This is a genomic window from Actinomadura spongiicola, from assembly GCF_003432485.1.
Classification (GTDB): domain Bacteria; phylum Actinomycetota; class Actinomycetes; order Streptosporangiales; family Streptosporangiaceae; genus Spirillospora; species Spirillospora spongiicola.
Window position 1 is genome coordinate 213,166 of sequence record NZ_QVNQ01000009.1, and the last position, 23,191, is coordinate 236,356.

The 23,191-nt window shown below is 73.3% G+C and carries 22 protein-coding genes, 1 tRNA gene and 2 pseudogenes; 9 read left to right on the top strand and 16 right to left on the bottom strand.

What is annotated here, in order from left to right; translation table 11 throughout:
* Positions 1 to 4 precede the first annotated feature (4 nt).
* Entirely contained in the window at positions 5 to 1,057 is a 1,053-nt protein-coding gene (locus tag D0T12_RS27055) for a Gfo/Idh/MocA family oxidoreductase (RefSeq protein WP_117402817.1), read from the top strand.
* Positions 1,058 to 1,102: 45 nt separating this feature from the next.
* Here D0T12_RS27055 and D0T12_RS27060 read toward each other — a convergent pair whose 3' ends face one another.
* The 8 genes from D0T12_RS27060 to D0T12_RS27095 form a co-directional block, all read right to left on the bottom strand.
* A complete protein-coding gene (locus D0T12_RS27060) occupies positions 1,103 to 1,696 on the bottom strand; it encodes an HD domain-containing protein (protein WP_233526308.1) in 594 nt (197 codons plus the stop codon).
* Between the two features lie 5 nt (positions 1,697 to 1,701).
* Entirely contained in the window at positions 1,702 to 2,691 is a 990-nt protein-coding gene (locus D0T12_RS27065) for a coiled-coil domain-containing protein (RefSeq protein WP_117402821.1), read from the bottom strand.
* Between the two features lie 236 nt (positions 2,692 to 2,927).
* On the bottom strand, positions 2,928 to 3,368 hold the full coding sequence (locus tag D0T12_RS27070; RefSeq protein WP_117402823.1) for an HNH endonuclease: 441 nt from the start codon (positions 3,366 to 3,368) through the stop codon (positions 2,928 to 2,930).
* Positions 3,369 to 3,395: 27 nt separating this feature from the next.
* Positions 3,396 to 3,466, bottom strand: a tRNA-Asn gene (locus D0T12_RS27075).
* A gap of 125 nt (positions 3,467 to 3,591) precedes the next feature.
* Positions 3,592 to 4,572: a GNAT family N-acetyltransferase gene (locus D0T12_RS27080; RefSeq protein WP_117402825.1), complete on the bottom strand. Its 981-nt coding sequence runs from the start codon at positions 4,570 to 4,572 to the stop codon at positions 3,592 to 3,594.
* Positions 4,573 to 4,651: 79 nt separating this feature from the next.
* Positions 4,652 to 5,635 (bottom strand): methylmalonyl Co-A mutase-associated GTPase MeaB, encoded by a 984-nt coding sequence (meaB, locus tag D0T12_RS27085; RefSeq protein WP_117402827.1) that lies wholly within the window; start codon positions 5,633 to 5,635, stop codon positions 4,652 to 4,654.
* Positions 5,632 to 7,857, bottom strand: a complete 2,226-nt coding sequence (gene scpA / locus D0T12_RS27090; protein WP_117402829.1) for a methylmalonyl-CoA mutase — start codon at positions 7,855 to 7,857, stop codon at positions 5,632 to 5,634. Before scpA ends, meaB begins: the two co-directional genes overlap by 4 nt.
* On the bottom strand, positions 7,854 to 9,680 hold the full coding sequence (locus tag D0T12_RS27095) for a methylmalonyl-CoA mutase family protein (protein ID WP_117402831.1): 1,827 nt from the start codon (positions 9,678 to 9,680) through the stop codon (positions 7,854 to 7,856). The genes scpA and D0T12_RS27095 overlap by 4 nt, the downstream gene beginning before the upstream one ends.
* 154 nt (positions 9,681 to 9,834) lie before the next feature.
* Here D0T12_RS27095 and D0T12_RS27100 point away from each other — a divergent pair, with 154 nt between their 5' ends.
* From D0T12_RS27100 to D0T12_RS27110, 3 genes are all read left to right on the top strand, one after another.
* Positions 9,835 to 10,044, top strand: coding sequence for an HGxxPAAW family protein (locus D0T12_RS27100; RefSeq protein WP_117402833.1), 210 nt, complete (start codon positions 9,835 to 9,837; stop codon positions 10,042 to 10,044).
* A gap of 69 nt (positions 10,045 to 10,113) precedes the next feature.
* Complete coding sequence (locus tag D0T12_RS27105) at positions 10,114 to 11,202, top strand: carboxylate-amine ligase (protein WP_117402835.1); 1,089 nt, start codon at positions 10,114 to 10,116, stop codon at positions 11,200 to 11,202.
* A 258-nt stretch (positions 11,203 to 11,460) separates the two neighbouring features.
* Complete coding sequence (locus tag D0T12_RS27110; RefSeq protein WP_117402837.1) at positions 11,461 to 12,423, top strand: sensor histidine kinase; 963 nt, start codon at positions 11,461 to 11,463, stop codon at positions 12,421 to 12,423.
* A gap of 67 nt (positions 12,424 to 12,490) precedes the next feature.
* Here the strand turns inward: D0T12_RS27110 and D0T12_RS27115 are convergent, their stop codons facing one another.
* Complete coding sequence (locus tag D0T12_RS27115; protein ID WP_117402838.1) at positions 12,491 to 13,435, bottom strand: phosphotransferase; 945 nt, start codon at positions 13,433 to 13,435, stop codon at positions 12,491 to 12,493.
* A 63-nt stretch (positions 13,436 to 13,498) separates the two neighbouring features.
* Here D0T12_RS27115 and D0T12_RS27120 point away from each other — a divergent pair, with 63 nt between their 5' ends.
* The 3 genes from D0T12_RS27120 to D0T12_RS27130 all read left to right on the top strand — a co-directional run bounded on the left by D0T12_RS27120 (position 13,499) and on the right by D0T12_RS27130 (position 16,307).
* Complete coding sequence (locus tag D0T12_RS27120; protein WP_117402840.1) at positions 13,499 to 13,999, top strand: hypothetical protein; 501 nt, start codon at positions 13,499 to 13,501, stop codon at positions 13,997 to 13,999.
* Positions 14,000 to 14,271: 272 nt separating this feature from the next.
* Positions 14,272 to 14,907 (top strand): GNAT family N-acetyltransferase, encoded by a 636-nt coding sequence (locus D0T12_RS27125; protein ID WP_117402842.1) that lies wholly within the window; start codon positions 14,272 to 14,274, stop codon positions 14,905 to 14,907.
* 77 nt (positions 14,908 to 14,984) lie between these two features.
* A complete protein-coding gene (locus D0T12_RS27130) occupies positions 14,985 to 16,307 on the top strand; it encodes an acyltransferase family protein (RefSeq protein ID WP_117402844.1) in 1,323 nt (440 codons plus the stop codon).
* Here the strand turns inward: D0T12_RS27130 and D0T12_RS27135 are convergent.
* The 5 genes from D0T12_RS27135 to D0T12_RS27155 form a co-directional block, all read right to left on the bottom strand.
* The gene (locus D0T12_RS27135) at positions 16,225 to 17,115 is read right to left on the bottom strand and encodes a DMT family transporter (protein ID WP_117402846.1); all 891 of its coding nucleotides are present in this window, start codon (positions 17,113 to 17,115) and stop codon (positions 16,225 to 16,227) included. The two genes, D0T12_RS27130 and D0T12_RS27135, sit on opposite strands and share 83 nt — an antisense overlap.
* On the bottom strand, positions 17,115 to 18,530 hold the full coding sequence (locus tag D0T12_RS27140) for a wax ester/triacylglycerol synthase domain-containing protein (protein WP_158581645.1): 1,416 nt from the start codon (positions 18,528 to 18,530) through the stop codon (positions 17,115 to 17,117). The genes D0T12_RS27135 and D0T12_RS27140 overlap by 1 nt, the downstream gene beginning before the upstream one ends.
* Before the next feature lie 478 nt (positions 18,531 to 19,008).
* On the bottom strand, positions 19,009 to 19,206 hold the full coding sequence (locus tag D0T12_RS27145; protein WP_117402850.1) for an MbtH family protein: 198 nt from the start codon (positions 19,204 to 19,206) through the stop codon (positions 19,009 to 19,011).
* Between the two features lies 1 nt (position 19,207).
* Complete coding sequence (locus tag D0T12_RS27150; protein WP_117402852.1) at positions 19,208 to 20,491, bottom strand: lysine N(6)-hydroxylase/L-ornithine N(5)-oxygenase family protein; 1,284 nt, start codon at positions 20,489 to 20,491, stop codon at positions 19,208 to 19,210.
* A gap of 10 nt (positions 20,492 to 20,501) precedes the next feature.
* Entirely contained in the window at positions 20,502 to 21,164 is a 663-nt protein-coding gene (locus tag D0T12_RS27155; RefSeq protein ID WP_117402854.1) for an ABC transporter substrate-binding protein, read from the bottom strand.
* Between the two features lie 306 nt (positions 21,165 to 21,470).
* Here D0T12_RS27155 and D0T12_RS37460 point away from each other — a divergent pair.
* Positions 21,471 to 22,067: pseudogene (locus tag D0T12_RS37460) on the top strand (hypothetical protein); the annotation flags it as partial.
* Here the strand turns inward: D0T12_RS37460 and D0T12_RS36030 are convergent.
* Positions 22,037 to 22,321, bottom strand: a complete 285-nt coding sequence (locus tag D0T12_RS36030) for a hypothetical protein (protein ID WP_199487742.1) — start codon at positions 22,319 to 22,321, stop codon at positions 22,037 to 22,039. The pseudogene D0T12_RS37460 and the gene D0T12_RS36030 sit on opposite strands and share 31 nt — an antisense overlap.
* A 71-nt stretch (positions 22,322 to 22,392) precedes the next feature.
* Between D0T12_RS36030 and D0T12_RS37465 the strand changes: the two are divergent.
* Positions 22,393 to 22,500, top strand: a pseudogene (locus D0T12_RS37465) (hypothetical protein); the annotation flags it as partial.
* Between the two features lie 116 nt (positions 22,501 to 22,616).
* On the opposite strand, the gene D0T12_RS36040 reads toward D0T12_RS37465, so the two are convergent.
* Positions 22,617 to 22,808, bottom strand: a complete 192-nt coding sequence (locus tag D0T12_RS36040; RefSeq protein ID WP_199487743.1) for a hypothetical protein — start codon at positions 22,806 to 22,808, stop codon at positions 22,617 to 22,619.
* Between the last annotated feature and the right edge of the window lie 383 nt (positions 22,809 to 23,191).

The following is a 23,191-nucleotide window of genomic DNA, read 5'->3' on the forward strand; positions in this document are numbered from 1 at the left end:
GGGGATGGACCTGCGTGTTGCGCTGATCGGATACGGCACCGGCGGCTCGGTGTTCCACGCTCCGCTGATCTCGTCGGTTCCCGGGATGCGGCTCGCCGCGGTCGTCACCGGGGACGCGGAGCGGCGGCGGGCCGTCCGGGAGCGGTATCCGGACACCGAGGTCGTCGACGGTCCGGACCGGCTGTGGGGTTCGGCGCGCGCCTACGACCTGGTCGTGGTCGCCGCGCCGAATCGATGGCACGTTCCACTGGCCCGGACGGCGCTGACCTCGGGCCTGCCCGTCGTCGTGGACAAGCCGGTGGCGGCGTCGACGGCGGACGCCCGGTCGCTGGCCGCGCTGAGCGCCGTCCGGGGCCTGCCGGTGTTCCCGTTCCACAACCGCCGCTGGGACGGCGACTACCGGACCGCGCAGCACCTGATCACCTCGGGAACGCTGGGCGACATCCGGCGTTTCGAGTCGCGCTTCGAGCGCTGGCGTCCCAAGGTCACGGAGAGCTGGAAGGAGAGCGCGGACCCGCGGGACGCGGGCGGCGTCCTGTTCGACCTCGGCACCCACCTGATCGACCAGGCGGTCGCCCTGTTCGGCCGTCCCACCACGGTGTACGCCGAGATCGACACGCGCCGCCCCGCCGGGACCTCGCCCGACGACGTGTTCGTCGCCCTGGCGCACCGCGGCGGCGTCCGCTCCCACCTGTGGACGAGCGCGACGGCCGCGCGGCCCGGCCCGCGGCTGCGGGTGCTGGGCAGCCGCGCCGCCTACACGGTGACCGGGATGGACGCGCAGGAGGAGCGGCTGCGCGGCGGCCTGACCCCGGCGGACGCCGGCTACGGCGCCGTCCCGGCCGAATCGTACGGGGTGATCGGCACGCCCGGCGACGAGCGTCCCGAACCGACCCTGCCCGGCGCCTACCACGACTTCTACGCGGCCGTCGCCCGTGCCCTCACGGGCGACGCGCCCCCTCCGGTCACGCTCGCCGACGCGATCACGGGCCTGGAGGTCGTCGAGGCCGCCGCCCGCTCCGCCGCCGAAGGCACCGTCATCGACCTGACCTCCTGATTCGGCCGTCCGGTGAGGAGGCGCACGGCACCCGTGCCGGGCCCCTCACCCGTGGATCGGGTAGGCGGCCTGGAAGGTCAGCCGCAGGTCGGCGGCGTCGCCGATGTCGGTGAGGAGGTCGTCGAGGGCCGCGTACTCCTCCCACGGCCGCCCGCCGGTCGCCCGGGTCATGTGGGCCACGACGAGGTCTTCGAGGTCGGGGACGCGCCTGTTCTTCCACGCCTTGTCGGCGAGGCTCACCAGCAGGTCGTCGAGGGTGACGCCGGGCTCCGTCCAGGACGCGTGCGTGGCCGCGAAGCGGGCGAGGTCGTCGTCGAACCCGTGGCGCAGCAGCAGGTCCCGGCCGGCCGGCTCGTGGGCCGAGCCGGGCCCGGACAGTTCGGCGACGTGCACGGACTTGCCGATGTCGTGGGTCGCGGCGCCGAACAGCACGGCCCGCCGGTCGACGCGCAGGCCGGGGTGGCGCCGCTGGATCCAGTCGGTGATCTGCCAGGCGACGTCGTGGACGAGCCGCAGGTGGGCGGCCAGCCGGGGCGGACAGTCCAGCGACCTCAGCAGCTCGGCCACCCGGTCGGGCAGCGGGCGCAGCGGAGGCTCGGCGGGATCGTTCAGAGCGTGGGCCAGCGCGGCGGACTCCACGGAATTCAGAGGACGGAGATGTGGACGTGGTCGTAGTGGTTCTGGGTCACGCTGCCGCGGTTCTCCATCGTGCGCCAGCCGCCGCCGCTGCGCATGTCGTAGATGCGCTGCTTCCAGATGACGTACTTGATGCCGAGGCGGGACCCGTTGGCGATCACGTACTGGGCGACGCGGTCGCCGTGGGCCTGGGCGGACGCGCTCGGCATCCTTCCGCCGGTGCTCTCCATGAAGTCGCAGGCGCGGCCCGAGCCGTGGTCCTGCGGGTCGCCGGGACGGGCGCAGCCGATGGCCGGGAACGGCCCGAACCTGCCGTCGACCGCCAGCAGGACCGTGCGCATCCGCGGGGTCATCGAGTTCCCGATGATCGTGGACTTGGAGCCGCTCACCCCGTCGGGGCGGCCGCTCGGCGCCCGGGTCCGGGTGGCCTCGGGCTTGTACTTGGCGAGCAGCTTCTTCACGCGGGCGCGCTGGCCCTCCAGGTCCTCGATCTCCTTCTCGACGGCGTCCATCTTCTTCGCCGCCTCCTCCTGCGCCCGGGTGGCTTTGACCTTCAGGGCCTGGAGACTCTCTAGGCGGCGGCCGTTGTTGCGGCTGATGTGCTCGACGACCGCGGCGTCGTGGACGGCGCTGCCCGGCTCGGCCGAGGTGATGAGGGGGACGACGTCCAGTCGGCCGGTCATGTAGGCGCTGGACGCGAGGCGGGCGACGGTGGCTCGGGCGGTGTCGTACTCCCGTTGCGCCCAGGCGGCGTCCGCGGCGGCGCGTTCGGCGGCCTTCTTCGTCTCCTCCAGAAGGACGAGCTCGCCCCGGTACTCCTTCGACAACTTCGCGGCGCGCTTCTGGAGTTCGGCGTACTTCTTCTTGGAGTCCTTCGGTTCCTGCGGGAGACGCGCGGCACTCCCGGACGCCGGTGGAAGCGCGGCGGCGACTCCGACCGCTAGGGCGAGCGCCGCGAGGCGCCGTGCCGTCGTGCGTCCGCGCGAAGGGCGGGCCATGCCTGCGCGGGGATCGAGGGCCGCCAAAGATCTCTCCTAGATAACAACGCTCAAGATTGGCCGCACGCTACCACAAACGCCAATTAAGCCTCACAAGCTTCACGAAATTACACAGAGTGATGCAAATACTACCGAAGCCCGGCACGCGAACGCGGGGGCCGGGCCGCCGTGTGGCGGTCCGGCCCCCGAGTCCGGCCTTGAGTCCGGCCGTGAGTCCGGCCTTGAGTCCGGCGCCGTCAGGATCCGACGAGCTCGTCCCAGCGCGGGATCCGCGGCGCGCTCAGCAGCCGCAGACCCGCCTCGGCGACCGTGCGGTCGCCCTTGCGGTTGTTGCACTTCCCGCAGGCCAGGACGGTGTTCTCCCACGTGTCGCCGCCACCGCGCGACTGCGGGTGCACGTGGTCGATCGTGTTGCCGCGCCCGCCGCAGTAGCAGCAGCGGCCCCGGTCGCGCAGGTACACGCCGCGCTTGCTCCAGGGCGGACGGCGACCGTGCCGCCAGCGCATCGCGACGTACCGGACGAGCCGCAGGACGCGAGGAACGGGGAAACGGCCGAAGGTACGGCCTTCCTCCGCCTCCTCGACGACCGCCACCTCGCGCACCAGCATGCGAATGGCGTGCCGCAGGTCCACCTTCTGCAGTGGCTCGTACGACGCGTTCAGGACGAGCACGTTCACCGGGTCACCTCCCTAGCCCGCGTGCCGCTTCCCCGCCAGGATTCGAACCTGGACACCCGCATTAACGGTGCGGCGTTCTTCCGTTGAACCACGAGGAAATGCTTCGGCAATTATCGGCTTCCGAGCATTTCCCGGAAACCTCCATAAGAGTGCCGATACGGCCGGGTTCGGGGCAACGCATTTTCGGGTCCCCGCGCGGGCCTCCGGCGCGGGGGCGGTGCGCTCAGCGGGTGGGGAGGGCGGCGACGTCCGCCAGGTATTCCCGGGACTCGCGCTCCACGCGGAAGCCGAGCTCCTCGTTGACGGCGAGCATGTGGGCGTTGTCGCCCGCGTTGTCGGTCTCGATCTCGCGGATCTCGGGCCGGGCGTCGGCCAGCCACCGCAGCATGGCCGCCTTCATCCAGATGCCGACGCGCCGGCCGCGGTGCTCGGGCACGACGGCGGTGTCGTACTGGGCGGCGCGTCCGGCGGCGCCGTGCGGCACGACGACCTCGGTGAATCCGGCGACGACGTCCCCGCACAGCGCGGCGACGGTGTACAGGTCGTCGCCGCGTTCGGCGACGACCTCCTCCGTCTCGCGGACGAGGTGCGCGTCCCAGGGCTTGCCCTCGTACTCGGCGAAGTCGGCCATGGCGTGCTTGGCGCGGGCGAGGGCCGCGGCGTGCTCGTCGGGCACCACGCCGCGCCAGCGGACGAGCCGGTACCCGGCGGGCCCGTCGGCGAGCAGCCACGCCAGCCGTTCCGCCGGGACGTCGTCCATCCTCAGCACCATGCCCCGCAGGGTCAGGACGCATTCGAAGCCGTGCGACTCCAGGAACGGGACGGCCGGGGTGCCCGCGAGGACCTGGGAGATCACGCTGGTGCGGCCGTCGGCGCGCAGCCCCTCCGCGGCGGCGGCCAGCAGCCGCCCGCCGAGCCCGCGGCGGCGCAGCGCGGGCCGGACCTGGATGTCGACCTCGCCCGGACGTCCGGCGCCGGGCTCGCCGGGCAGCCGGACCGCGGCCACCCCGGCGAGGCGGTCGCCGTCGACCACCGCCCACAGCCGCCGCCGCGATCCGTCCTCGCCGGCGAGCAGGTGCCGCGCGGTGAGCCCGGGGTCGGGGGCCGGGTCGCCGGCGGGGCCCACGGCGTGGGCCACGGTGAGCACGTCGTGCCACTCCCGGAGCTGCGCGTCCGTCGGATCATCGATCGCGATGACGTCCATCCGACTGTTGTACCTGATCGCCGTCCGCCGTGACCCGGCCCCCCGGCAACCCGCTATTTCGGTCGTGCGGGAACACGGGTCAGCGGTCCCGCGAGAACGCCTCCAAGATCCGCTCGGCGGCGAGTGCGGGGGTGAGGGCGCCGGCGGCGACGTCGCGCTCCAGCCCCGGCGCCACCCTGCGGACCTCCGGGTGCGCGTACAGGTCGCCGAGCAGGCGTTCGCGGACCATCGCCCAGGTCCAGCCGACCTGCTGGCGGCGGCGCCGCTCGTCCAGCTCCCCGGACTCGCGGAGCCGGTCCTGGTGTTCGACGAGCCGGGCCCACACCGTGTCCAGGCCGGTGCCCTCCTTGGCGCTGCACGTCAGGACGGGCGTGTCCCGGACGCGTTCGTCGCTGCGCAGCAGCCGCAACGCCCCGGACAGTTCGCGGGCGGCGCGTTTGGCCTCCAGCTGGTGCTCGCCGTCGGCCTTGTTGACGGCGATGACGTCGGCCAGCTCCAGGACGCCCTTCTTGATGCCCTGGAGCTGGTCGCCGGTGCGCGCGAGGGTGAGGAACAGGAATGAGTCGACCATTTCGGCGACGGTCGTCTCGGACTGGCCGACGCCGACCGTCTCGACGAGGACGACGTCGTACCCGGCGGCCTCCATGACGACCATCGCCTCGCGGGTGGCCCTGGCGACGCCGCCGAGCGTCCCGGCCGTGGGCGACGGGCGGATGAACGCGTTCGGGTCGCCGGCGAGGCGCTGCATCCTGGTCTTGTCGCCGAGGATGCTGCCGCCCGTCCGGGTCGAGGACGGGTCCACGGCGAGGACGGCGACCCGGTGCCCCGCGCCGGTGAGGCGGGTGCCGAGCGCGTCGATGAACGTGGACTTCCCGACCCCGGGCACGCCGGTGATCCCGACGCGGCGGGCGTCCCCGGCGTACGGGGTCAGCTCGACCAGCAGCTTCTGCGCCAGCTCCCGGTGGTCGGGACGTGTCGACTCCACGAGCGTGATCGCCCGCGCGATCCAGGCCCGCGACCCGTCCCGCACGCCCGCCGCGTAGTCGTCCAGGCCGGGCTTCACCGCGCCGAATGCCCCAGTTCGGCGGTCAGCTCGTCCAGGAGCCCGATCGCGGCGTCGGCCAGCACGGTGCCCGGCGGGAAGATCGCGGCGGCGCCCGCGGCGCGCAGCGCGTCGAAGTCCCCGGGCGGGATGACGCCGCCGACGACGATCATGATGTCGGAGCGGCCGAGGGCGGTGAGCTCCTCGCGCAGCGCGGGCACCAGCGTCAGGTGCCCGGCGGCGAGGCTGTTGACGCCGACGATGTGCACGTCCGCCTCGACGGCCTGCCGGGCGACCTCGGCGGGGGTCTGGAACAGCGGGCCGACGTCGACGTCGAAGCCGAGGTCGGCGAACCCGGTCGCGATGACCTTCTGGCCGCGGTCGTGGCCGTCCTGCCCCATCTTCGCGACGAGGATCCGGGGGCGGCGGCCCTCGGCGGCCTCGAACGCGGCGGTCGCCGCGCGGGCCTTCTCGATGGCGGTCACCCGTCCCGCCTCCTCCCGGTACACACCGGAGATCGTACGGATCTGCGCGGCGTGCCGCCCGTACGCCTTCTCCAGCGCGCCGGAGATCTCCCCGACGGTGGCCTTGGCACGGGCCGCGTCGATCGCGAGGGTCAGCAGGTTGTGCTCCAGGCCGTCCGGGCGGGCGCCGTCCTCGGCCGCGGCGGCGGCGCGGGTCAGCGCGTCCAGCGCGGCCCGCGCCGCGGTCTCGTCGCGTTCCTCCCGCAGCCGCCGCAGCTTCTCGATCTGCCGGCCGCGGACGGCGGCGTTGTCGACCTTGAGGACGTCGATCGGCTGCTCGGTGTCCGGGCGGTACTTGTTGACGCCGATGACGGGCTGGCGGCCGGAGTCGATCCGGGCCTGGGTGCGGGCGGCGGCCTCCTCGATGCGCAGCTTCGGCAGGCCCTCGTCGATGGCCCGCGCCATGCCCCCGGCCTCCTCGACCTCGGTGATGTGGCCCCAGGCGCGGCGGGCGAGGTCGTAGGTGAGCCGTTCGACGTAGGCGCTGCCGCCCCACGGGTCGATCGTGCGGGTCGTCCCCGACTCCTGTTGCAGGACGAGCTGCGTGTTCCGGGCGATCCGGGCCGAGAAGTCGGTCGGCAGCGCCAGGGCCTCGTCCAGGGCGTTGGTGTGCAGCGACTGCGTGTGGCCCTGCGTGGCGGCCATCGCCTCGATACAGGTGCGGGCGACGTTGTTGTAGGCGTCCTGCGCGGTCAGCGACCAGCCGGACGTCTGGCAGTGCGTCCGCAGCGACAGCGACTTCGGGTTGCTCGGATCGAACGTCCTCACGAGCTTGGCCCACAGCAGCCGCGCGGCGCGGAGCTTGGCCATCTCCATGAAGAAGTTCATCCCGATCGCCCAGAAGAACGACAGGCGAGGCGCGAACGCGTCGATGTCCAGGCCCGCCTCGCGCCCGGCGCGGATGTACTCGACGCCGTCGGCGAGGGTGTAGGCCAGCTCCAGGTCGGCGGTCGCCCCGGCCTCCTGGATGTGGTAGCCGGAGATGGAAATGGAGTTGTACTTCGGCATCCGCCGCGACGTGAACGCGAAGATGTCGGAGATGATCCGCATGGACGGCCGCGGCGGGTAGATGTAGGTGTTGCGGACCATGAACTCCTTGAGGATGTCGTTCTGGATCGTCCCCGCGAGCGCCTCGGGCGCCACCCCCTGCTCCTCGGCCGCCGCGATGTAGAGCGCGAGGACGGGCAGGACTGCGCCGTTCATGGTCATCGACACGCTCATCCGGTCCAGCGGGATGCCGTCGAAGAGCTGCCGCATGTCGTAGATGGAGTCGATCGCGACGCCCGCCATGCCGACGTCGCCGGAGACGCGCGGATGGTCGGAGTCGTAGCCGCGGTGGGTGGCCAGGTCGAACGCGACCGACAGGCCCTTCTGCCCGGCGGCGAGGTTGCGCCGGTAGAAGGCGTTGGACTCCTCGGCTGTGGAGAACCCGGCGTACTGGCGGATCGTCCACGGCTGTGTCGCGTACATCGCCGGGTACGGGCCGCGCAGGAACGGCGCGATGCCCGGGTAGGTGTCGAGGAAGTCGAGGCCGGCCAGGTCGTCCCCGGTGTACAGCGGTTTGACGCCGATGCCCTCGGGCGTGTCCCAGTCCTCGACGGCGTCGCGTGTCGAGGAGGCGCTACCGACTCCGCCGCCCACCGCGGCGCGCCACCGTTCGGCGGCCTCGTCGGCGGGGGGAGGCGTCCCGAGGCCGATCTCGCTGAAGTCGGGGATCATTCGTTCACTCCCAGGTCACGGAGGGTGGTCTCCAGCACGTCGATCGCGTCGCACCCCGCGTACAACGTGCGGTCGACCCCCTCGTAGGTTCCCTTACCCGCGAGCCAGACCTTCACCGCGCCCGCTTCGCGCAGGATCCGCGCCGTCTCCGCGGCCCGATCCTCGTACAGGTCGTCGCTGGAGCAGATGCAGGCGACGGTCGTCCCGGACGCGCCGAACTCCTCGGGCGCGCCGGTGACCGTCTCGACGCCGCCCGCCTGGAACAGGTTCGCCGCGAACGACGCGCGTGCCGTGTGGACGGCGATGGGCCCGAGCGTCGCGAGGAAGACCCTGGGGCGGGCGCCGGTCACCTCGGTGTGGGCGTCGGAGCGGTCGCGGAGGGCCTCGAAGTCCTGCGCGTAGGCGACGACGGGGAGCCCCCCGCCGGGCGCCGGCGGCGCCGGGACGCGGGCGGGGAGCGTCTCGGCGAGATGGGGGAACTCGCTGACCCCGGTGAGCGGAGCCCTGCGCCGCGCGATGTCGGCGCGGCGCCGCGCCCAGGTCGCGGCGATCCGGTCCGCGACGAGGCCGGAGGCGAGGGCGGCGGCGAGACCGCCGGCCTTCTCGATCTCGGTGAACCACGCCCATGCGGCCCGCGCGAGCCCCTCGGTGAGGCTCTCGACATACCAGGACCCGCCCGCCGGGTCGACGACCCGGGCAAGGCTCGACTCCTCCAGCAGCAGGGTCTGGGTGTTGCGGGCGATGCGGCGGGCGAAGTCGTCCGGCAGGCCGAGACGGGCGTCGAACGGCTGCACGGTCACGGCGTCCGCTCCCCCGACCCCGGCGGCGAACGCGGCCAGGGTGGTGCGCAGCATGTTCACCCACGGGTCGCGGCGCGTCATCATCGCCGACGACGTCACGGCGTGGATCCGCGCCGACGTCCCGGCGGCGGCGCCGCAGACCTCGGCGACCCGCGCCCACAGCCGCCGGGCGGCGCGGAGCTTGGCGATCGAGGCGAACTGGTCGGCGTGCACGGCGAGACGGAACTCGATCTGGCCGAACGCCTCGTCCACGCTCAGTCCGGCGCCGGTGAGGGCGCGCAGGTAGGCGACTCCGGCGGCGACCGCCGCGCCGAGCTCCTCTGCGTCGGCGCCGCCCGCGTCGTGGTACGGCGTGCCGTCGGCGACGACCGCGCGCAGCCGCGGGAACTCCCGGACGCATCGCGCGGCCAGCGTGGCCGCCTCGTCCAGGGACCCGGGCGTGCCGGTGCGGGCCGCCAGCCCGAGCGGGTCGGCGCCGAGGTTGCCGGACGCCTCGGCCGTGTTCCCGCGCTCGGCGGCGAGGGCGAGGAACGCGTCCGCGGCCTCGGCCGTCCGTGTTCCCGCGTCCAGCGCGACGGGCGCGAGGTCGAGCAGGACGCCGCGCAGCGCCTCCGGCAGCGCGGCGACGGGCAGTCCGCCTTCGCCGCCGAGTCGCAGCCAGACCGACGTGGCGCCGTTCTCCAGGTCGGCGAGGATCGCGTCCCGGGTGACGGCGGGATCGGGATGCGCGTGGAGTTGCCGGACGTCCCATCCGGCCACCCCCTCCCCGTCCGGGCGGACCTCTCGCAGGTACGGGGCGAGCCCGGGACGGCCCGGCGGGGCGTCCTCCCGGGTGTAGAGCGGGGCGATCGGAACCCCGTCGTAGGAGTCACGGGTCAGCAGGCCCTCGATCTCGTCGAGCGGCGTGTCGTCCGTCGCCGCGCCGGACTTGCGCAGCACCCCTTTGACCATCTCCCGCCACCGGTCACGTTCGGCCGGGGGGAAGGCGGCGGCCAGTTCGAGTCGCTCAGGCGGCACCGTCATGTCCCGGATCGTAGGCGAGAGACCGAATGCGACTCTAAAGTGGGCCCGCCGATCCGTCGTCGAATGGGGGGACCGCCGATCACCGCGCGGGGGCGCGTTGCTAGAGTTCGGCGTCGTAGCCCCCACCGGAACCTCGTAGAGGGAAGACGAACGCATGTCGACTGGCAGCCACGCCGGGCGCCCCAAGTCCTGGGTCGCGGTGACCATCATCTTCGCCGGATTCATCGTCGGCGGGGTGGGCATCACCCTGGGCCCGAACTGGGCGGTCTTCGGGGCGGGCGCCGCGCTGGCCGTGCTCGGCGGGATCGTCGCGCTGGCCGTCGACATCATGACCGACGTCGTCGTGGACGACCCCCGGCAGTAGCCCTCGGCGCCGCGGCGACGTACCTTCGAAGAAGGCCGCCTGCGTCGCTCCCAAGTCCGAGGTGGTGGGATGGCCCCGCGATTCGGCATCGAGGAGGAGTACTTCGTCGTCGATCCCGTGTCCCGGGAGGTCGTCCCCCGGGCCGCCGCCGTCGTGCGGCGGGCCACCGCGGCACTGGGCGAGCGCGCCTCCACCGAGCTGGTCGACTTCCTCGCCGAGGCGAAGACGCCGCCGTGCGACGATCTGGGCAAGCTGGAGGAGCAGGTCCGCGCGATGCGGTCGGCGATGGCGGCCTGCGCGGCGGCCGAGGGCGTCCGGCTCGCCGCGACCGGGACGCCGGTGCTGGGGGAACTGATCCCCGCGCCGATCGGCGCCGGGGCGCGTTACGCGAAGAGCCGCGCGACCTACCGGGGTCTGGACGACGAGCAGAGCATCTGCTCGTGCCACGTCCATGTCGAGATGCCCGACCGTGAGCGGGCCGTCCAGGTCAGCAACCACCTGCGTCCCTGGCTGCCGACGTTGCTGGCGCTGGCGGCGAACTCGCCGTACTGGGCCGGGCGCGACACCGGCCACGCCTGCTGGCGGGCGATGACGTGGGCGCGGTGGCCGGTCGCGGGACCGCCGCCGTTCTTCGCGTCGACCGCCCACTACGAGGACCTGGTCGCGACGTTGCTGCGCTGCGGCGCGCTGATGGACACCGGCACGATCTTCTGGGACGTGCGCCCGTCGGCGCGGCTGCCGACCGTGGAGATCCGGCTCGGCGACGTCGCCCCGACCGCCGCGGACGCCGCCGTGTTCGCCGCGCTGATCCGGGCGCTGGTGCAGGTCTCGTCCGCCGCGGTGGAGGCGGGGGAACGGCCGCCCGACCCGCCGCAGGAGCTGCTGCGCGCGGCGTACTGGCTGGCCGCGCGGGACGGCCTGGCCGGGACGGGCCTGGACGTGCGCACGGGACGGGCCGCCGGGTTCCGGGAGCTGACCGGCGACCTGCTGGCGCATGTGCTGCCCGCCCTGCGCGACTCCGGCGATCTCGGCACGGTCACGCGCGGCGTCCAGCGTCTCCTGACGGGCGGGACCGGCGCGGAGCGCCAGCGCGACGCCTACCGGAGGCGCGGACGGCTCACCGACGTGGTGGACGCCGCGCTCCTTCCCGACCGGTGAGCCCCGCCGACGGCCCAGGATGAGGTGAAATCGGTGACCTGTGGCCGCACGTCGACGGCCGCGAGTATAATTTGAAGGTCTTCGCCCGTTTTCATTGGTCATCGGCGGGTAATCGTCGCCGTGACCATTGTTCAGTCGGAGTGACGCCCGGCGCGGGGGACACGGTCCACGGGTCGCCTCGCCGCAGCGTTCTCCGGCGCGTACGCTCGACCCGATGCACGTGCAGATGACCATCGTTCTTCATGGAGCGACCGCGCGATGAGTCCCAGCTCCGGGGGGCCGGGAACGCTGCCGCGCGACCCGCTCGTCCCTCCTGCCTTCTACCACCCCGCCCTGTTCTACCGGGGCGACGAGGAGTACCTCGCGGGAACCGTCCCTTTCATCCGGGCGGGCCGCGAGGCAGGCGAGCCTGTCGCCGTCGCGGTGCCGGGTGACCGGCTGACCGTGCTGCGCGACGCGGTGGGCGACATGGCCGCCGAGGTGTCCTGGCTCGACATGTCCGAAGCGGGGCGCAACCCCGGCCGGATCATCCCGGGTGTGCTGCGCGACTTCGCCGACCGACATAGCGCCGGGCGGGTACGGATCATCGGTGAGCCGATATGGCCCGGCCGGTCGGCCACCGAGTACCCGGCCTGCGCCCAGCACGAGGCGCTGATCAACCTTGCGTTCGACGGACGCGACGTGTCGATCCTGTGCCCCTACGACATGTCCGGTCTGGACGAAGTCGTGATCGCCGACGCCCGCGCCACCCATCCGGTCCTCATCGACCGGGACGACGAGTACCCGAGCGCCGACTACGCGCCCGACCGGGTGATCCGCACCTACAACAGGCCGCTGCCGGAGCCGGCCGACGCGGTCACGATGACCTTCGACCTCGACGCGCTGCCCCTCGTCCGCGAGTTCGTCACCCGGTGGGCGGCGCGGCTCGGCCTCGGGCCGCGGGCGGTGGGCGATCTGGAGCTCGCGGCGAACGAGCTGGCCGCCAACTCGTGCCTGCACGGCGGTGGGGCGGGCACCGCGCGGTTGTGGGCGGAGGACGGCCAGGTCGTCTGCGAGATCCGCGACGCCGGGACGATCACCGACCCGCTCGCCGGGCGGCGGCCCGTCCACATGAGCCCCGACGGCGGGCGCGGCATCCTGATGGTCAACCATCTCGCCGACCTCGTCCGGATGCACACCGGCCCGGACGGCACCGTCGTCCGCGTCTACATGCGGCACTGACCCCACGTCCGGCCGGGAACCAGCCGCCGTGAACAGGCCGTCGTGAACAGGCGGCCGGGAACCGGCGTCATGCGGCGACGGCGCGGCCGATCCCGGCGAGCGCCTCCGCGAGCAGCGCCGCGCGGCCGGTGCCCGCGGCGTACTCGGCGAGCGTCGCGCCGAGGTTCAGCGCCAGTGTCCGCGCCGCGGCCTCCCGGTCCTGCGGCACCGGCCCGTACGCCTCCAGGAACGCGGCCCGGGCCGCCCCCTCGAACCCGGAGTAGGCGAGGGACAGGTCGAGGGCCGGGTCCGCCAGGCACACGTCACCCCAGTCGATCACCCCGGCGGCCCGTCCGTCCGGGGTGAGCAGCAGATGCCGGACGTGCAGATCCCCGTGGACGACCACCGGGTCGCCGCCGGGCGGATCCAGGTCGCGGGCGGCGGCGAGGAAGTCGTCCACGGCGGGGGCGCGCCGCCACGCGCCGAGCGCGACGAGGGCGTCCAGCCGGTCCACCGTCCGTTCCGCCCGCCGCGCCGGCTCGGCCCGCGCCATCGGGTCGCGGGGCAGCCCGGCGCCGACCTCGCGGGCGAGCGCCGGGTCGTGCAGGGCCCGCAGGAAGGCGCCGGTCTCGGCGGCGAGGACGGCCCGCCGCTCCATCGGAAGGCGCGCGTCGGCGAACTCGCGGCCCGGGATCATCCGCGCGCCCCAGAACGGCCAGGGGAAGTCGCCGGACGGCTCGCCGACGAAGCGCGGCACCGGCACCGGCAGCGGAAGCCGTGGCGCCAGGACGGGCAGTGTCGCGATCTCGCGCTCGACCCCCGCGACGGCGATCCGGCGGCGCGGGAACCGGAACGCCCATCGCCCGCCGACGAGGAAGACGGTGTTGTCCCAGCCTGTGGCGAGTCGTTCCACGGGGGCGTCGCGCAGCTCGGGGAAGCTCCGTCCGATCAGCGCGGCGGCGAGTTCCGGGGTGACCTCGCGCTCGGGGGCCCATTCGGGTGCGGGCGGTGGTCCGTCCGGTCGAGCCGTCACGTCCGTCAACGGTACTTGACCCGGCGGCAAGTGTAGGGGACGGACGGCGGGAATGAACCGACGATGCGTCTTCTAGCTCGCGCTCACCAGATACCCGCCCGGCTCATCGTGGGGGCGTTCGTCTTGAACTCGGGGCTGTCGAAGCTCAAGGGCGGAGACGAGCTGGCCGAGCAGACCCACGGCATGGCCAAGACCGCCTATCCGTTCCTGGAGTCGCAGGACGCCCGCGAGTTCACCCGCAGGCTCGGCACGGCCGAGGTCACGCTCGGCGCCGCGCTGCTGGTCCCGCTGGTCCCGTCGCTGGTCGCGGGCGCGGCGCTCACCGCGTTCGCCGGTGGGCTGGCGGGCCTGTACCTGCGGCTGCCCGGAATGCGGGAGCCCGGCGGGGTGCGGCCCACCGCGCAGGGCATCCCGCTGGCCAAGGACTCCTGGCTGCTCGGCGTCGGCTCCGCCCTCGTCCTGGAGGAACTCGGCCGGGCCCGCGCCGAACGCCGTACCCGTCAACGCCGCACCCACCCACGCCGCACCCACCAACGCCGTAACCGCCGGCATTCGAGGGCGTGAGCAACCGTCCGAGGCACGGCCGCGTTCCGTTCGCCGTTGCGGCTCGACCAGACCGAACACGACGATCGCGTGGACCGACTGACTGCCGTCGGGGCACACCGCATCCTCCCTAGCGAGCATCGACTCATCCAGCCCACCTGGACCGAAGGAGGCGGGCGGACGACGGCGAGCCGTCGTTCGAGGCGCCCTTGGCCAGGCGCCGGTTTCGTGCGCCCTTGACGTGCGGCCGCGCGACGGTGAAGATCGGCGCGTCCCCCGGGAGGCCGCGCATCATGACAGACGAGCCCAGAACGTCCCCGGTCGTCCGGTCGGCGGGTGCGGGCGACGCCGCCGCGCTCGCGGCCGTCCTCGGCCGCGCCTTCCACGACGATCCGCTCTGGAGCTGGCTGGTGCCGGACGACGCCACCCGCGTACGGCGGCTGACCGGCCTGTTCGAGGTGATGCTGCGCCGGGTGCATCTCCCGACCGGCGGTACCGAGTTCGCCGGACGCGGCGCGCGGACCGAGGCGGCGGCGCTGTGGGCCCCGCCCGACCGCTGGCGCGTGCCCATGCGCGTGCAGCTGACCCAGGCCGTGCCGCTGATGCGCGCCTTCGGCACACGGACGCCCACCTCACTGCGCACGCTCGGCCTGGTGGAGGAGCATCATCCCCGTGAGCCGCACTGGTACCTGGCGGTGATCGGCACCGATCCCCCGGCGCAGGGGAACGGGCTGGGCGGCGCGCTGTTACGGTCGCGGCTCGACCGCTGCGACGCCGAGGGCGTCCCCGCCTATCTGGAGAGCTCGAAAGAGCGCAACGTGCCCTATTACGAGCGGTTCGGGTTCCGGGTGACGCGGGAGCTGGCGCTGCCGGGCAGGGGCGCGCCGCCGATCTGGCTCATGTGGCGGAAGCCCGGCCAGGTCGGCTGACCCGTCCGGGAACGTGTGGGACTCGTCACACAGCGTCGGGGCTCCCTCACCGGATCGCGGCCCCTAGGGTGGCCCGAATGCCGACGAACACCCTGACATCCCCGGAAACACGGATCGGCACCCACCCGGACAGGGCGCCCCGGATGGACTCGCTGGACGCCCTGCGCGGTCTCGCCGCGCTGGTCGTGGTGTTCGAGCACTCCCTCGACGTGCTGCTGCCGGAGGTCCGCGAGACGGCGAGCCCGTGGTTCGACTTCGGCCGGTACGGGGTGTTCGTGTTCTTCCTCGTCAGCGGATACGTCGTGCCGTCCTCGTTGGAACGGCGTGGCGGCGTCGAACGGTTCTGGGTGGGCCGCGCCTTCCGGCTCTACCCCGCCTGGGCGGTGTCGGCGGCGCTCGCGCTGCTGCTCGGCGCGGCGGGCGTGTCCTACGGGTTGCCCGCCGCGCTCGGCGACCGTCCGTGGGCGTCGGCCCTCGCGCACCTGACGATGATGCAGGACCTCCTGGGCGTCCCCAACGCCCTCAACGTCTACTGGACGCTGTCCTACGAGATGGTGTTCTACCTGCTGGTGACGGCCATGTTCGTCGCCGGTGTGCATCGTTCCAGCGCCCGGGTGGCGCTGGGGTTCGGTGTCGGCGCGGCGATCCTGGGCGTCGCGCTGCCGTCCGGGCTGCTGGCGTCGCGGTGGCCGGGCGGGACGATCCTCGTCGCCGTGGTGTTCCTCGTCGGCGGGCTCGCGGCGATGGCCTCCCCTCGGCGCGGCGTGCGCCGCGTCGGGGTCGCGGTCGTGGCGGCGCTGGCGCTGGGCCTGCTCGTCCTCAACAGCCGCATCGGCGCCATCGAGAGCCTGTGCGTCATCGCGACGATGTTCGCCGGGACCGCCGTCCGCGGCGTCCAGGACGGGCGGCTGCGCGTGCGGCCCGCCGTCGCGACGATCTCCGTCGTCGCGGTGTTCACGCTGGTCGCGGGGCTGCGCGCGCCGACCCCGTGGGCCCTGCACGCCAATCCGAACCCGCTCGGCCTCGACTGGTCCGTGGCCGTGGGCGCCGCGTGGCTGACGTTCCTCGCCGCCCTCCTGCTGCGCGACCGTCCGATGCCCCGGGCCCTGGTCTGGTCGGGGCTGGTCAGCTATTCGCTGTATCTGCTGCACCCGCTGGTGATCCAGGTGGTGTGGCACGCCGCCGGGCGCGAGCCTGGAACCCTTCCCGGTTTCGTCCGGCTCGCCTGGGGCGTGCTGCTGGTCACGGTCGTCCTCGGCTCCGAGGGACTGACGCACCGCTACGTGGAACTGCCCGCGCAGCGCGCCGGACGCCGCCTCACGGCACGGACCCTTCGGGGGTCGACTCGTGCCGCCGGGTCGCGGCCGTGGAACGTGACAGCATCGCCACCCCGGCGGTGAGGAGCAGGGCGGTGACCGACACGGCGACGAACGCGGACACCGTGCGCGGCGGGAGGGTGTCGAAGGCGAGCACCGCCACCAGGTAGGACGCGATGGGGTTCGTCATGGTCATCGCGGTCATCGCGACGGGCAACGACCCGGCGGCGAACGCCCGCTGCTCCAGGATGAGCCCGAGCAACGTGCTCCCGGCGAGGGCGTACCCGGGCCAGTCGACGGCGGTCGCGGCGACGCCGTGGTCGACGAGGCTGGCCGTGGTGAGCTTGATCAGCACGGCGGTCGCGGCGAAGAACAGGCCCGAGCAGACGCCGAGGAGCGCGGCCCTGACCCGGCCCCGGCGCAGCCACGCCGCCCGGGACAGCACGATCACCAGCGGCAGGGCGATCAGCCCCGCGAGCAGCAGCCGCGGTCGGGACGGTTCCCCCTCCGGCGGGATCGCGCCCGGCACCGTGAACAGGACGGCGAGGCCCGCCGACACGGCGACGCCGCCGAGCAGGTCCATCCGCACGGGACGGCGTCCGGTGCCGACCGTGCCGAGCAGGATGGTGAACACGAGCTGGGTGACCAGTAGCGGCTGAACGATGGCGGTCGACCCGAAGTGCAGCGCGACGGCCTGCGAGCAGAACCCGGCGAGGTTCACGGCCCATCCGGTCAGCCACACCGGGTCGCGGACCAGCCGCCGGATCAGGCCCTGCGCCGCCGTGGCGTCCAGGCCGCCGCGCACGGCGCGTCTGGCCGCGCGGTACTGCAACGCCGCCGCCCCGGCGAACAGGAACGCGGCGAGCAGGCTGAACGCGGCGGACCATGCCATCAGGGTGTTCCGGCCCGGGTGCCGCCGTCCGCGCCGAGACCGGCGGTCAGTTCCTCGAACGCCCGCGCCATACCGCCGGTGAACGCGCCCGCCTCGGGCAGCGACGCCGGCTCGGCCGTCACGGAGATGTGCAGCGCCCCGTTCCAGCTCAGGGCGCCCACGGCGAACGGCACGCCGTCGGCCAGCGGCAGGATCGGGTGGACGTCGCCGAGCGGCGCGCCCGCCATCGACATCGGCACCGCGGGACCGGGCATGTTGGACACGATCCCGCCGAAGTACCGGCCCCGGTACGTGCCACGCGCGGCGCGGGCGTGCAGCCACGGCGGCAGCGCGCCGAGCAGGCCGACCACGGCGGTGCTCGCCACCGCCCGGCCCGACCCGCGGCGCCGCTCGGCGGACCGGTGCACGGCCGCGAGCCGCTCGTGGACGGGCATCGGGTCGACGGGGACGTCCAGCCGCAGCGCGGCCGTCAGGTTGCCCGGCACGGCGGTGCGGCCCCGGCCGGGCGGGGCGGGCGCGCGCAGCGTCATCGGCACGGCGGCGCGCAGGGCCCGGCCGTCGGCGCGTTCACCGCGGCGGGCGAGCACATCCGCGACGACCTCGCCGACCAGCGCGAGCAGCACGTCGGTGACGCGGACACCGGCGGACCTGGCGGCGTCCCGCACCCGGTCGAGCGGCAGCGTGACCGTCCCGAAGACACGTTCGGGCCCCATGTCGCCGGTGCCGTTCCGGACGAGCGACACGGTCGGCGCGGTGCCGTCCAGGCCGAGCAGGATCAGGCCGGGGACGACGGCGGCGGCGCGCACGAACCCGCCGGGTCCCCGTATCGCCGCCGCCTCCGGGAGCGGCGGTTCCAGGATGCCGCGCAGGATGTCGACGACGCCGATGCCGTCCGCGATGGCGTGGTGGAGCAGGATCACGACGGCGTCAGGCCCGGCCGCCCCGCCCGCGACGAGCCAGACGCGCCACAGGGGACGGTCGAGGTCGAGGGGCGCGGCGACGAGGCGGGCCACGAGGGCGTCGAGCGCGCGGCGACCGCCGGGCGCGGGCAGGTCGATCGACCGGACGTGCCGGTCGAGGTCGATCTCGCCGGCGTCGACCCAGCGGGGCCGCCGGACCGGGCCGCCGGGGACGATCCGCTGTGTGAGGCGCGGCAGCCGGGGCAACCGCTCGGCCATGAGGTCACGCACCCGCTCGGCGGACGGCCCCGGCCCGGCGAACTCGGCGACGCCGCCGACGACCTGCGGGACGGCGGCGCTCTCGACGTGCAGGAAGAACGCGTCGGCGGCCGCGACCCGCTGCGCCTGTGCCTTCTCCCGTGCCTGTTCCTGTGCCCGCCCCCGCCGTGCCCGTCGTGGGGGCCGCGCGGGCCCGACGTCCTCCGCACCGGCCACGCCCGCTTCGGAACGGATCAATGCGCCCCTCCCGCCTCGTCCGTCACACCGCCCACTACCGATCATCTTCCCCGTCATCGACAGCAACGACCAGGGTCGGTTTATTGCGGTGCCGCCGCAGGAAGAGGCGCGGCCGGCAGGTGGGGTGAGGCGGGCAGGTGGGGTGAGGCGGGCAGGTGGGGTGAGACGGACGAGGTCCACGGCGAGGGCGCCCGGCGGCCGGACCCGGCGGTCAGGCCGAGCGGGACGGGTGGCCGGCGGGCGAGACGGTCCCGCGGCGTCCGCCCCGGCACCGCGGGACCGTCCGGCCCGCCGGCGACCACCGGCGCGTCCGGTCGCCGCGCGGGCTCCCCTCCTCAACAGCCCGCGGGCGCCATCGCGCACCGGCTCCCACCATGTTCAGCGCACGCCCCCCGTGAAGTGTCACACGGGTGGTCTACCAGGGACGATGCGCCGGAACGGCTTCCGTGGGACCAGGCGGCCGGGGGGCAGGACCGCGTCAGGTCCGCAGGCTCCGCGGGCGCAGGTCGGTCCAATTCTCGGTGATGTGGGCGAGGCAGTCCGGCCTCGCGGCGGGCCCGAACGCGGTCGTCCACCCGGCGGGGACATCGGCGAACTCGGGCCACAGGGAATGCTGGCCCTCGTCGTTGACGAGGACGAGGAACGTGCCGTCGGGGTCGTCGAACGGGTTGGTCATGTCAGATCTCCTGGGTGACGGGAGCGGAGCGGCGGGCGATGGAACGGACGATCTCGCCGGTGCGGACGGCGGTCATGGACAGCAGGGACGAGGCGATGCCGTGGCTGTGCTCGGTGGCGCCCTGAAGGTAGACGTTCCAGCGGGGGCCGGGTGCGGTGGCGACACGGTAGTCGCGTTCCACGACGGGACGTCCGTCGGAGCCGGTCCGGCAGTGCGCGGCGGCCTCGCCGAGCAGGGCGAGGGGGTCGCGCTCTCGGTAGCCGGTGGCGTAGACGAGGACGTCGGCGTCCAGGTCGGTCTCCTCACCGGTCGGCATGAACCGCACCCTCGCGCGCACTCCCCCGGGCTCCTCCCTGACGTTCACGAGGCGGGAGGCGTTGAGGATGCGGAGCCGTTCGGCGCCCGCGACCCTCTCGGCGTAGGAACGCCGGTACAGCTCGTCGATGAGGTCGAGGTCCACGACGGAGTAGTTGGTGTTGCGCGAGTACTCGAACAGCATCCGCTTCACCTCGTCGGGGGCCGCGTAGTAGTGGTCGACGGCCTCCGGGTCGAAGATGCGGTTGGCGAACGAACTGTCGTCGGCGGGCGAGTACCCGTACCGCGCGAACACCGCGCACACCTCGGCGTCCACGAAGGAGCGGTGCAGGTATTCGACGGCCTCGGCGGCGCTCTGCCCCGCGCCGACGACGACGAGGCGCTTCGGGTGCCATCCGGGACGTTCACCGAGGCGGGTGAGCAGGTCTTCGGTGTGCCAGATCCGTTCGCCAGCCTGGACGCCGTCCGGCAGGACGGGCTCCAGGCCCGCGCCGATGACCACGTTGCGGGTCAGGTGCCTCTCCAGCTCGTCGTCACACCGCACGACGACTTCGAGGATGTCGTCGTCGTAAGGGCGCAGCGCGACCACCTCGGACCCGTAACGGACCCGGTCGGTGAACGCGGCGGCGACCCATTCGAGGTAGTCGTGGAATTCCAACCGCGTCGGGAACATCGTCTTGTGGTTGACGAAGTCGATGAGGCGGCCTCGGGCGTGCAGGTACGCCAGGAACGAGTAGGGGCTCGCGGGGTTGCGCAGCGTCACCAGGTCCTTCAGGAAGTGGACCTGCATGGTGGCGCCGTCGATGAGCATGCCCCGGTGCCAGCCGAACTCCTGCTGCTTCTCGAAGAACACCGCGTCCGCGCCGTCGCCCGCGGCCTCGTCGAGCGCGACGGCGAGGGCCAGGTTGGACGGACCGAATCCGACGCCCACCACGTCATGCACGGGGGGCTGTACGCACTCCTCTGACATCGGCGGGTCCTCAGACTGACTTCGCCGCGGCGGACGCCTTGGCGATCTTCGGGACGACCTGGTCGGCGACGTACGGCACCCACAGCGGGGCCGGAGTGCGCGGCGGCCAGAAGGACTTGGGGTCGAGCGCCACGTGCGAACCGCGTTTCACGACGGCGAGGTCGCTGAACAGCCTGTCGCCCTCGATCTTCTTCTGCGTGGCGGGGTCGTCGTTGTAGTGGCTGAGCAGCACGGAGATCTTCTCCATGCTCAACTCGGCGGGCCCGGTCTGGTAGGCGACGGTCGGCGCCAGCTTGGCGTACTCCTTGTCGATGGTGAAGTCCCCCGCCACGAGGAACAGGGCGGGACGCAGCGCCGCGACCTCCTCCCGGTTGGACCCGGCCTCCCCCGCTTTGAGCGACTTCGGCTTCCGACCGGTGAGTTTCGGCGCGCTCCAGGGGGCGAGGCCGTCGGGCCGGACGCCGGTCGGCTCGACCATCCCGACGGGGGTGACGCCGAGGGCGACGACACGCTTCGGCACGGATTCGATCTTGGCGGGGCCGAGCCTGTGGGTGATCATGACCGGGAACGCCCCGGCCGCGGCGTTGCCGGCCGAGGCGTCGTCCGCGGGTTCGTCTTCGCCGCACGCGGCGACCGTGCCCGGACTGGGCACGAGCGCGGCGGTGATGGCCATACGCCGCATAATGGTGCGCATAGAGGACCGGTGTCCTTCCAGGGGGTCCAGGGGTTCGGGGAGTGTCGGGGCGATCTTAGGTTAGCCTCACCTAACCACGCAATGGTTGCGAGGGTCCAGGCGGCCTCGCCGACGCTTCACGCATCGACCTTGGCCCGGAAAAACGGAGAAGGTTAGCCTCGCCTAAGTTGCGGGACGGTTCCGGGCCCGTGAACCCGGGAGTTGGCTGCCTTGGTCATCGCTCCGCACGCTGACGCGAAACCCGCCGAGCCGGTCGTCGAGACCGCCTCCGACCTCCTATCTCTGATGTCCCGCCTGGGGCGACTCGCGGATGTTCACCGAGTACGTGGGCTACGAACGACCCGGCCTCTGGACGTTCGCGGGCGGCTCCGCAGGGAGGTCGTCCTCGACGCGTCCCATGTCCACACCCGCTGGCGGGGCGAGACCCCACCTCCCACACCTGGACGGGCCGCCCGGTCGACGCCCTCCGCACGGCCCTCGACGACGCCCCGCTTCCCACCCGGGCCTATAGGTGGAACGCGTTCGAGTTCGCCGCGTCCCGGCCCCGCCGCGGCAGGCTCGCGCACCCTGCTCGTCCCCCGCACCGAGGTACGCGTCGAGGACGGCCGCGCCCGGATCACCGGCGACGCGGCCGAGGCCGAACAGGTCGCCGCGCTGCTGACCGAGGCCGTGCCCCTCACCGTGGACGCGCCGTCACCGGTCGACATCCGGGCCGGCGGCAACCGCTACCGCGCCCAGGTCGCCGAGGCCGTCGCGGAGATCAGGGCGGGCCGCTACCAGAAGGTCATCGTGTCCCGGCGGTTGGACGCCGTCCGTCCCGTCGACATCGTCGCGACCTACATACGTGGACATCACGCGAACACCCCGGCGCGCTCGTTCCTGCTCGACCTCGACGGTTTCCAGGCCACCGGTTTCAACCCCGAGGTCCTGGCGGCGGTGGACTCCACGGGCGGTGTCCCGCCCAGCCCCTCGCGGGCCCCCGCGCCTTCGGGCTCGGCGCCGCCACCGACGTCTGCACCCGGCAGGACCTGGAGACCGACCCTAAGGAGATTTACGAGCTCGCCGTGTCCGTCCGCACCTCCCAGGAGGAGGTACCAGGTCTGCGATCCCAGCACCGTCCAGGTCACGGGATTCATGACCGTGAAGGGAACGCGGCAGCGTCCAGCACCTCAGCTCCAGGGTCGGCGGCCTCCTCGCCCCCGGCCGCACGTCCTGGGACGCCTTCGACGCCCTGTTCCCCGGCGTCACCGCGTCCGGCATCCCGAAACCGGAGGCGATCGAGGCGATCACCCGCCTCGACGCCGATTCGGCGTAGTCCTCGGTGTCGGTGACGGCGGGTTCGGATGGGGCGCCCTCATCGGTGACGGAGACGGAGACCTCTCCGTCCCAGCGGACGATCTTGACGGCGAACACGCCGCCGGGCTGCCCCGACTAGGTGTGGCGGAGCGCGTTGACCACGAGCTCGTCGACCGCGAGGAGCACGTCGTCCAGCTGCGGACAGTCGGCGAGGAGCGCCGCGCCGAAGCGGCGGGCGGCGCGTGCCTGGTCGAGTTCGCGGGGAAAGGCACGCCGCCAGCGCAGCGCGCTCACCGGGACGGTCGTGGCGGAAATCAGGCAGGACATGGGTTTCCTCAACAGTGTGCGTCCGGTTCGTCATCGAGCGTGTTCATCGTCACAGCACGAACCGGCGAGCACCCGCGAATCCCCTAGTCAGAGCTGATACGGACGCCTGGGATACGCGCGTGGAGGCCCCGTGCACGGGGCACCCGAATGTCCACCGCCCGTGCGTCCGCGCAGCCCGTTCTCGGCCGAACACATGACGATTCAGTGTGGAGGTGCGGCGACCACACCGGCCCAGACCGAGTGGCACTCGCAACCAGCCAGGCGCGCGTCGGGTGGCGACGCTGGAAGAACGGCACCAAGCCGTCCAGGCGCGGGCCGACGTTTTCCCCGCCCGAACAGGCCGCAGGAGCAGCGGAACTGGTGACCATTGGCGTCCTCTTGCT

Excerpts from the sequence above, each read along its gene's own strand:
- D0T12_RS27055 (WP_117402817.1), top strand. The coding sequence starts at position 5 with ATGGACCTGCGTGTTGCGCTGATCGGATACGGCACCGGCGGCTCGGTG.
- D0T12_RS27065 (WP_117402821.1), bottom strand. The coding sequence starts at position 2,691 with ATGGCCCGCCCTTCGCGCGGACGCACGACGGCACGGCGCCTCGCGGCG.
- D0T12_RS27080 (WP_117402825.1), bottom strand. The coding sequence starts at position 4,572 with ATGGACGTCATCGCGATCGATGATCCGACGGACGCGCAGCTCCGGGAG.
- scpA (WP_117402829.1), bottom strand. The coding sequence starts at position 7,857 with ATGATCCCCGACTTCAGCGAGATCGGCCTCGGGACGCCTCCCCCCGCC.
- D0T12_RS27095 (WP_117402831.1), bottom strand. The coding sequence starts at position 9,680 with ATGACGGTGCCGCCTGAGCGACTCGAACTGGCCGCCGCCTTCCCCCCG.
- D0T12_RS27100 (WP_117402833.1), top strand. The coding sequence starts at position 9,835 with ATGTCGACTGGCAGCCACGCCGGGCGCCCCAAGTCCTGGGTCGCGGTG.
- D0T12_RS27105 (WP_117402835.1), top strand. The coding sequence starts at position 10,114 with ATGGCCCCGCGATTCGGCATCGAGGAGGAGTACTTCGTCGTCGATCCC.
- D0T12_RS27110 (WP_117402837.1), top strand. The coding sequence starts at position 11,461 with ATGAGTCCCAGCTCCGGGGGGCCGGGAACGCTGCCGCGCGACCCGCTC.
- D0T12_RS27120 (WP_117402840.1), top strand. The coding sequence starts at position 13,499 with ATGCGTCTTCTAGCTCGCGCTCACCAGATACCCGCCCGGCTCATCGTG.
- D0T12_RS27125 (WP_117402842.1), top strand. The coding sequence starts at position 14,272 with ATGACAGACGAGCCCAGAACGTCCCCGGTCGTCCGGTCGGCGGGTGCG.
- D0T12_RS27130 (WP_117402844.1), top strand. The coding sequence starts at position 14,985 with ATGCCGACGAACACCCTGACATCCCCGGAAACACGGATCGGCACCCAC.
- D0T12_RS27135 (WP_117402846.1), bottom strand. The coding sequence starts at position 17,115 with ATGGCATGGTCCGCCGCGTTCAGCCTGCTCGCCGCGTTCCTGTTCGCC.
- D0T12_RS27145 (WP_117402850.1), bottom strand. The coding sequence starts at position 19,206 with ATGACCAACCCGTTCGACGACCCCGACGGCACGTTCCTCGTCCTCGTC.
- D0T12_RS27150 (WP_117402852.1), bottom strand. The coding sequence starts at position 20,491 with ATGTCAGAGGAGTGCGTACAGCCCCCCGTGCATGACGTGGTGGGCGTC.
- D0T12_RS27155 (WP_117402854.1), bottom strand. The coding sequence starts at position 21,164 with ATGGCCATCACCGCCGCGCTCGTGCCCAGTCCGGGCACGGTCGCCGCG.
- D0T12_RS36030 (WP_199487742.1), bottom strand. The coding sequence starts at position 22,321 with ATGAATCCCGTGACCTGGACGGTGCTGGGATCGCAGACCTGGTACCTC.
- D0T12_RS36040 (WP_199487743.1), bottom strand. The coding sequence starts at position 22,808 with ATGTCCTGCCTGATTTCCGCCACGACCGTCCCGGTGAGCGCGCTGCGC.